Source organism: Zoogloea sp., from assembly GCF_028693495.1.
In the GTDB taxonomy this organism is placed as follows: domain Bacteria; phylum Pseudomonadota; class Gammaproteobacteria; order Burkholderiales; family Rhodocyclaceae; genus Zoogloea.
On sequence record NZ_JAQUVG010000126.1, the window covers coordinates 1 to 8,152 of the forward strand.

General features: G+C 66.5%; 7 protein-coding genes. 6 read left to right on the forward strand and 1 reads right to left on the reverse strand.

Annotated features, from left to right (window positions below; genetic code table 11):
• Positions 1-326: 326 nt before the first annotated feature.
• A complete protein-coding gene (locus PHD22_RS15485; RefSeq protein WP_299868865.1) occupies positions 327-989 on the forward strand; it encodes a response regulator transcription factor in 663 nt (220 codons plus the stop codon).
• A gap of 85 nt (positions 990-1,074) precedes the next feature.
• Positions 1,075-2,919, forward strand: coding sequence for a 5'-nucleotidase C-terminal domain-containing protein (locus tag PHD22_RS15490; RefSeq protein WP_299868868.1), 1,845 nt, complete (start codon positions 1,075-1,077; stop codon positions 2,917-2,919).
• 62 nt (positions 2,920-2,981) lie between these two features.
• On the opposite strand, the gene PHD22_RS15495 is transcribed toward PHD22_RS15490, so the two are convergent.
• The gene (locus tag PHD22_RS15495) at positions 2,982-3,902 is read right to left on the reverse strand and encodes an AraC family transcriptional regulator (protein ID WP_299868871.1); all 921 of its coding nucleotides are present in this window, start codon (positions 3,900-3,902) and stop codon (positions 2,982-2,984) included.
• Between the two features lie 228 nt (positions 3,903-4,130).
• Here PHD22_RS15495 and PHD22_RS15500 point away from each other — a divergent pair, with 228 nt between their 5' ends.
• The 4 genes from PHD22_RS15500 to PHD22_RS15515 form a co-directional block, all read left to right on the forward strand.
• Positions 4,131-4,589, forward strand: a complete 459-nt coding sequence (locus tag PHD22_RS15500) for a (2Fe-2S)-binding protein (RefSeq protein WP_299868874.1) — start codon at positions 4,131-4,133, stop codon at positions 4,587-4,589.
• Positions 4,590-4,603: 14 nt separating this feature from the next.
• Positions 4,604-6,805 (forward strand): xanthine dehydrogenase family protein molybdopterin-binding subunit, encoded by a 2,202-nt coding sequence (locus tag PHD22_RS15505; protein WP_299868877.1) that lies wholly within the window; start codon positions 4,604-4,606, stop codon positions 6,803-6,805.
• A gap of 4 nt (positions 6,806-6,809) precedes the next feature.
• Positions 6,810-7,808 (forward strand): XdhC family protein, encoded by a 999-nt coding sequence (locus tag PHD22_RS15510; protein WP_299868880.1) that lies wholly within the window; start codon positions 6,810-6,812, stop codon positions 7,806-7,808.
• Positions 7,809-7,810: 2 nt separating this feature from the next.
• The coding region (locus PHD22_RS15515; RefSeq protein ID WP_299868883.1) for an NTP transferase domain-containing protein at positions 7,811-8,152 on the forward strand (342 nt) is incomplete at its 3' end.

Below are 8,152 nucleotides of genomic sequence, written 5' to 3' on the forward strand. Positions count from 1 at the left end.
ACCTGCCATAACGGGAGAAACACTGCAGCCCGCCAGCAGCAGGGCCAGTAGGGCCGTGCGCAGCGCGCTCATTCCGTCGCAGACACTCCGGGCCGGGAGGTCGGATACAGGCGGTCACCCACGGGTAAAGGCGCTGCGCCGGTAAGGGGAAGAGCGTGCGGGGGCGTCATGGAGGAGCGTGTTCCGGGTGTGGACTTCTATGATAATGGGCTGGGTTGAGGTGCGCTAGCAACGCACCCGGGGAATGTCAGGTGTCCGTGAATTAGTACGTCATATTGTGCCTGGGTAGGCTAAACTCGATGGCCCTGGAACAGACGTCATGGCCCATGTCAGTGATAGACCAGATCCGCATACTGATTATCGAAGATCACGTCCTGGTCCGCGAAGCCATGGCCCTGACCCTGGCCCAGGCGGCGGATCAGGTGGTCTGCCAGCAGGCCAGCAACGCCAGCGATGCCCTGGCGATGCTGGAAGAGAATCCGGACTGTGATCTGCTGGTGGTGGATCTGATGCTGCCGGAAATCAACGGTTTCTCATTGCTGGGCGCGATTGCCAGGCGCTTTCCGGATGTGCCGGCGCTGGTTGTGTCGGCTCTGGATGATCGGGAGTCGGTGCAGCGGGCCATGAAGGCGGGAGCGTCCGGTTTTGTTTCCAAGGCGAGTCCCAGCAATACCTTCATTGCCGCGGTGCGGACCATCCTGGCGGGGGGCGTATTCACCCCTGAGACAACCAGTCCCGACAGCGGCAACCGTAATCGCCGGACCAGCCAGGCCAGCCAGGTTTTTGCCGAGCGCTTCCAGCTGACGGTGGCCCAGGGGAGAGTGCTCGAACTGGTTGCCCAGGGAAAGTCCAACCGGGACATCGCTGAATTCCTCGGCCTGTCCGAAGGTACGGTCAAGGTGCATGTCTCGGCCATCCTGCGCAGTCTGGGCGTCACCAGCCGGGCCCAGGCGCTGGTCATGATCGCCCGTGCGGGTCTACGGGTCTGAAAGCCTTTCCTGTCATGGGGCGTTAACGCTGTTTTAATCCGGCGGTCTTAGTCTGGGCAGGATTTCACACATCCAGCCAATGACCATGAAGACTCCGAATACCCCCCGTACCCTCACCCTCCTGGCCGCCACGCTGGCCGCGCTTGGCCTGACCGCCTGTGGTGGTAGCGGTGGTGGGGCCAGGCCCCTGGATCTGACGATCCTCCACATCAACGACCATCATTCCCGCCTTGACGCTGAAACCACGTCCCTGACCCTGAAGGATGCGGCGGGTACGAGTCGCTCGGTCACCGTCGAACTGGGGGGCTTTCCCCGGGTGACGGCTGCGCTGGAGGCGCTGGCTGCCGAGCGCAAGAACGTGCTCAAGCTCCACGCCGGCGATGCGATCACCGGCGATCTCTACTACACCCAGAGTGAAGGTCAGGCCGATGCGGCCTTGATGAACACCGTCTGTTTCGACGCCATGACCCTCGGCAACCATGAGTTCGATGGGGGGGATGCCAGTCTGGTCAAGTTCGTCGACTTCCTTCAGGCGGGTAACTGCAAGACCTCGGTGCTGTCGGCCAACGTCAAGCCGGCGACGGGGAGTGCCCTGGCCAGTCGCGTGGGCAGTTACCGGATCTTCGACAAGGATGGGGAGAAGGTCGGTGTGGTCGGCCTCACCGTCAAGGACAAGACCCAGTTCGCCTCCCGCCCGGACGCCTCGACCCAGTTCCTCGACGAAACTGTTGCCGCCCAGGGGGCCATTGACGAGCTCCGTAACCGTGGGGTGAACAAGATCATCCTGTTGTCCCACCTGGGCTACAGTGCCGACCGGAGCATTGCCGCCAAGCTGGACGGGGTGGATGTGATCATCGGCGGCGACTCCCACACCCTGCTGGGGCCAGACAGCATGAAGGACTACGGCTTGACCCCCTCCGGCGCCTATCCGACCCAGGTCACCGACAAGGGGGGCAAACGGGTCTGTATCGCCCAGGCCTGGCAATACGCCTATGTGGTGGGGGCTCTGGATGTGAAGTTTGACGTGAATGGAGAGGTCAGCGCCTGCTCGGGGGCACCCAGGGTGCTGGTAGGCGATACCTACAAGGTGGGCTCTGCGGCGGCATCCGAAGCGGACGCCACTGCCTACCGCAGCCAGCTGAACGCCTCGGGTGTGTTCCGGATCACGGCCCCTGCGGCGGCGGCAACCACCGTGCTGGCCACTTACAAGGCTCAGAAGGACGCCCTGTCCACCCAGGTGGCCGGAAGCACCACCGAGAACCTGTGCCTGCGCCGGGTGCCGGGTGCCAAGCGGGACACCAGCCGCTCCAGCCTTGGGGATGCGTGCAACAAGGATCCCATGGTGATAGCCCAGGGCGGCGACATCCAGCAACTTGTGGCGGATGCCTTCCTGGCCCAGGGCCAGCGTTTCGGCGGCGCCGACATCAGCCTGCAGAACGCCGGTGGCGTCCGCACCGACATCCCCGCCGGCAACATTACCGTGGGGCAGGTGTATACCTTGCTGCCCTTCAAGAACACCCTGACCCGTGTGGTGATGAACGGTGCCCAGGTCAAGGCGAGCATCGAGGATGGGGTGGATTCGGTACTCAATGGCACCGGCACGGGGGCTTATCCTTACACCGGCGGCCTGCGTTTCCAGGTGGACATGAACCAGGCCAGGGGCAGCCGGGTGAGCAGCCTGGAGGTCCGGGATGCCTCGGGTACCTGGCGTGCCCTGGATCTGGCGGCCAGCTACAAGGTGATCACCAACAACTTCACCGCCGATGGCGGGGATCGGTATGACACCCTCAAGGCCATTCCCGCTGCCCAGAAGGAGGAGACCTTCCTGGATTACGCGGACTCCTTCCTCCAGTACGTGCGTGGCAACTCTCCGTTGAGCAAGCCGGCCACGGCCGCGCGCAGCACCCAGCAGTACACCGAAACACCCTGATCGAGTGGCACGGGCGGCAGTCCGTGCTCCGGCGGCAGTCCCAGCCCGTGGCCCGGCTGCGCTCAGCGCAGCCGGGCCACGTCCCTTACGGGGGGAGCGCCGAACTGGCGGCGGTACTCCCGGCTGAACTGGGACGGGCTTTCGTACCCTACCCGGAGCGCTGCGCTGGCGGCGTCGATGCCCTCGGTGAGCAGGATCTTGCGGGCCTCCTGCAGGCGCAACTGCTTCTGGTACTGCAGCGGGCTCATGGCCGTCAGGGCCTTGAAGTGGTGATGGAGGGTGCTCTTGCTCATGTTGGCGGCACCGGCCAGCGCATCGATGGACAGGGGCTGGTCGTAGTTGCCCTTGATCCACTCGATGGCCCGGGCCATCCGGTGGCTCTGGCTGTCTGCGGCCGCGAGGGTGCGCAGGCGTCCGCCCAGGGCGCCGGTGAGCAGGCGGTAGAGCAGCTCCTGCAGGTACAAGGGGGCAAGGACCGGGATGTCTTCCGGAGTGTCCAGCAGGCTGACCAGGCGCAGGGTGGCGTCCATCACCGGTCCGGTCAGGGGGCTGACGCCCAGACCCAGGGCTGCCCGCAGGGCGAGGTCCGGTCCGGGCGGGAGCTGGCCGGCCAGCTCAGCGATGCGGCGGGGGTCGAGATCAATGACGGCGCACAGATAAGGGTGCTCCGGGGAGGCCTCGGTGATTTGCCCGATCACCGGCAAGTCCACAGAGGTGATCAGATAGTGGCGACTGTCGTACTCGAAGTTTTCGTCGGCCAGACTGAGGCGCTTGCGGCCCTGGGCGGCAACGGCCAGCACCGAACGATAAATGGCGCAGACGGGGGTGCTGGTGGAGCTCGCCCGGTACAGGCTCAGGCCCGGGATGGGTGTGGCGTTGGGACCATCCCCGGTGCAATATCGTTCAATCAGGGTGGCGAGGCGTTGGCAGTCCTCTTCCTTGCGCGGTGGTGGGTCTTCTGGCAAAAAGCTTGATTCGATCACGCTTTATTCCTTTCCAAGAGTGCCGAAGGCATGTTCTGGTGTGGTGATGCTGGCTGGCGCTGCCAGCATGTCCGGAAAATCAGGCAAGAATAAGACAGGATCCTGCAATCCCCAAGGGGACCTGATCGGCTAAATTTTCAGGGTCTGCCGGAGCAGCGTTGATGCCCCGGCCCGGGCCCTGACGCCCCATCATCACGAAAACCCCATTTCCTCCTCAGGAGAGTGACCATGATTCAGCTCACCATAAACGGCAAGCCGCAGCAGGCGGATGTCGAGCCTGACACCCCGCTGCTGTGGGCCCTGCGGGACTCCTTGCTGCTGACCGGAACCAAATATGGTTGCGGCGCCGGCCTGTGCGGCGCCTGTACCGTGCATGTGGACGGCCAGCCGGTCCGTTCCTGTGTCACCCCGGTCGCCAGTGTGGCTGGCAAGAAGGTTTCCACCATCGAGGCCGCGGGTGATTCCCGGGTCGGCAAGGCCGTTCAGGACGCCTGGCGCAAGCTGGACGTGGTCCAGTGCGGCTACTGCCAGTCAGGTCAGATCATGAGTGCGATCGGCCTGCTCAGCACCAAGAAGAAGCCCACCGACGCGGACATCGATGCCGCCATGGCAGGCAACCTGTGTCGCTGTGCGACCTATGTGCGCATCCGCGCTGCGATCCACGAAGCCGCCAAGGCCCTGGCCTGAGGGAGAGAACGACGATGAACCCCATTCAGAATGTTTCCCGCCGCCACTTCCTTCAGGGCGTTGCCGGCCTGACCCTGGGCATTGCCCTGCCTGCCGTCAGCCAGCAGGCGGGTGCCGCCGAGGCAGCCGTGGCCGGCACGCCCTTCGAGCCCAATGCCTTCGTCCGTATCGGGACAGACAACATCGTCACGGTACTCTCCAAGCACCTGGAGATGGGTCAGGGGACCTATACCGGCCTGGCCACCCTGGTGGCCGAGGAGCTGGATGCCGCCTGGGCACAGGTCCGGGTCGAGGGGGCTCCGGCGGATGCCAGACGCTATAACAACCTGGCCTTCGGCCCCATGCAGGGCACCGGCGGCAGCACCGCCATGGCCAACTCCTGGGAGCAGATGCGCCAGGCGGGGGCCAGTGCCCGGGCCATGCTGGTGGCAGCCGCTGCCCGGCGCTGGAATGTGCCGGCAACCGAGATCACCGTCCGGGAGGGGGTCGTCAGCCACGCTGCCAGTGCCCGCACGGTCCGTTTCGGCGAGCTGGCCGAGGCAGCTGCAGCGGAGGCGGTACCGGCGCTGGTCACCCTCAAGGACCCCAGGGACTTCCGTCTCATCGGCCGCCATGCGCCGCGCAAGGACAGCGTTGCCAAGACCGACGGGACGGCCCAGTTTACCCAGGATGTGCACCTCCCGGGCATGCTGGTGGCCCAGGTGGTCCATCCGCCGCGTTTCGGCAGCCGGGTCAAGGCACTGGATGCCACGGCCGCCCGGGCCCTCAAGGGGGTGGTGGACGTGGTGCAGATCCCCGGCGGTGTCGCCGTGCTGGCCCGGGACACCTGGACCGCCAGCAAGGGCCGTGATGCGCTGGTGATCGAATGGGATGACAGCGCCGCCTACCGGGAAAGCAGCGATCAGATCCTGGCCCGCTACCGGGCCCTGGCGGCGACGCCGGGCAAGACCGCGCGCAAGGACGGGGACGTGGAGGCCGCCTTTCAGGGCGCAGCCCGGGTGGTGGAGGCGAGCTATGACTTCCCCTATCTGGCCCACGCTGCCATGGAGCCGATGAACTGTGTCGTCCAGCGCACGGCCACGGGGCTGGAAGTGTGGAACGGCGAGCAGTCCCATACGGTGGATCAGGCCAAGCTGGCGGCGCTGTTCGGGCTGGCGCCGGAGCAGGTCAATATCCACACCCTGTATGCCGGCGGCAGTTTTGGCCGGCGTGCCAGCACCGACTCCGACTACGTCCGCGAAGCGGCCAGCATCGTCAAGGCTTTGGAGGGGAGTGCCCATGCCCAGGTGCCGGTCAAGCTGGTGTGGACCCGGGAGGACGACATGCGGGCGGGCTACTACCGGCCGCTCTTTCATCACCGTCTCGAAGCGGCGCTGGACAAGAACGGCCGCATCCAGGCCTGGCGCCACCGGCTGGTGGGTCAGTCCATCGCTGCCGGGTCCGCCTTTGAGCCCTTCCTGGTCAAGGATGGTGTGGACCATCTGTCGGTAGAGGGGGCAAGCTCCCTGCCTTATGCCATCCCCAACCTCCAGGTGGAGCTGCACACCCCCACCGACATCCCGGTGCCGGTGCTGTGGTGGCGTTCCGTGGGCTCCACCCACACCGCCTATGCCACTGAGACCTTCCTCGATCGCCTGGCCGTCAGCGCCGGACAGGATCCGGTCGCCCTGCGCCTTCAGCTCCTCGACAAGCATCCGCGTCACGCGGCGGTGCTGCGCCTGGCAGCGGAAAAGGCGGGTTGGGGCAAGCCCCTCGCCAAGGGCAAGCCGGGTGAGCGGCGTGGCCGCGGGGTGGCGGTGCACGAATCCTTCCAGTCCTTTGTGGCCCAAGTGGCTGAGGTGACGGTTAAGAAGGATGGATCCCTGCGTGTGGACCGTGTGGTCACTGCGGTGGACTGTGGTTTTGCCATCAACCCCGACATCATCCGTGCCCAGGTCGAGGGCTCCGTGGGCTTTGCCCTGACGGCGGCGTTCTATGGGGAGATCACCCTCAAGGAGGGCGTGGTCGAGCAGGGGAACTTTGGCGAGTACGGCATGCTGCGCATCAACGAGATGCCCAGGATCGAGGTCCATATCGTCCCGTCGGCGGCCAAGCCCACCGGGATCGGTGAGCCGGCGGTGCCCCCGGTGGCCCCGGCGGTGGCCAACGCGCTGGCAGCGGCCACGGGGAAGTGGGCGACCCGGCTTCCCTTTGTCACCCGCCAGTTCAAGGCCTGAGCCCATGGACAGCCAGGATCTGCAGGTGCTCGGTGCCCTGGGGCGCTGGCAGGCGGAGGGCTGCCGGGGGGCTCTGGTCACCGTGGCCCGCACCTGGGGGTCCGCCCCTCGTCCGGCAGGGGCCTGGATGGCCCTGGGGGCGGATGGGCGGGTCCAGGGGTCCGTGTCCGGTGGCTGTGTCGAGGACGACCTGATGGCCCGCATGCGGGCAGGGGAGTTCGCCGGTACGGCGCCCGTACTCTTGCGCTACGGCGTCAGCCGGGAGGACGCTGCCCGTTTCGGTTTGCCCTGCGGGGGAACCCTGGAGCTGCTGCTCGAGCCGGCACCCGATCCGACCTTGCTGGCCGAACTGGCGGCCCGGATTGCCGCTGGTCAGCTCGTCCGGCGGGAGGTCGAGCTGACGAGTGGCGAGGTGCGTCTTGGCGCTGCTTGCCGGGGGGATCTGCTGGCCTGGGATGGCCGTTGCCTGGCCACGGTGCACGGTCCCCTGTGGCGTCTGCTGATCATCGGTGCCGGCCAGATTGCCCGTTACCTGGCACCGATGGCCCAGGCTCTGGATTATGCGGCCAGCGTCTGCGACCCCCGGGAAGAGTATGCCCGGGAGTGGGATGTCCCCGGCGTGCCTCTGCTGGCGGGCATGCCCGACGACGTGGTGGTGGAGATGGGCCCCGATCCCCACACGGCCATCGTCGCCCTGACCCATGATCCCAAGCTGGATGACATGGCCCTGCTGGAAGCCCTCAAGTCTCCGGCCTTTTATGTGGGTGCCCTCGGCTCCCGGGTCAATAACCAGGCCCGCCGCGAACGTCTGCTCCAGTACTTCGATCTCTCTGCCGGGGAAGTGGCCCGTCTGCACGGTCCCACCGGGCTGCCCATCGGCAGCCGGACGCCACCGGAGATTGCCGTCTCCATTCTGGCCGAGATGACCGCGGTGAAGAACGGGGTCGCGCTTGAGCAGCCCCGGGGGCGTGTGCCGGCCAGTGCCGGTTGCGGGGTGGGATAGCCGTGGAGGTGACCGGAGTGCTGCTGGCTGGCGGGCAGGGGCGCCGGTTCGGCAGCGACAAATTGCTTCATCCCCTGGCGGATGGTACTCCGGTCGGTGTTGCCGCTGCCCGGGTGCTCGCGGCGGCGTGCCCCCGCAGTGTTGCGGTGCTGCGCCCGGAGCAGGATGTCCTGGCCGGACTGCTGGCGGCGGAAGGGCTGGTGGTGGTGACCTGCGCTGCCTCGGCGGAAGGCATGGGGCATTCCCTGGCAGCCGGAGTGGCGGCCAGCCCGGAGGCGGCTGGCTGGCTGGTGGCCCTGGCGGACATGCCCTTCCTGAGGGTGGACAGCCTCCTCAAAATCCTG

Bases quoted from the DNA above. Each gene is read 5' to 3' on its own strand.
- PHD22_RS15485 (WP_299868865.1), top strand. From the start codon at position 327: ATGTCAGTGATAGACCAGATCCGCATACTGATTATCGAAGATCACGTC.
- PHD22_RS15490 (WP_299868868.1), top strand. From the start codon at position 1,075: ATGAAGACTCCGAATACCCCCCGTACCCTCACCCTCCTGGCCGCCACG.
- PHD22_RS15500 (WP_299868874.1), top strand. From the start codon at position 4,131: ATGATTCAGCTCACCATAAACGGCAAGCCGCAGCAGGCGGATGTCGAG.
- PHD22_RS15505 (WP_299868877.1), top strand. From the start codon at position 4,604: ATGAACCCCATTCAGAATGTTTCCCGCCGCCACTTCCTTCAGGGCGTT.
- PHD22_RS15510 (WP_299868880.1), top strand. From the start codon at position 6,810: ATGGACAGCCAGGATCTGCAGGTGCTCGGTGCCCTGGGGCGCTGGCAG.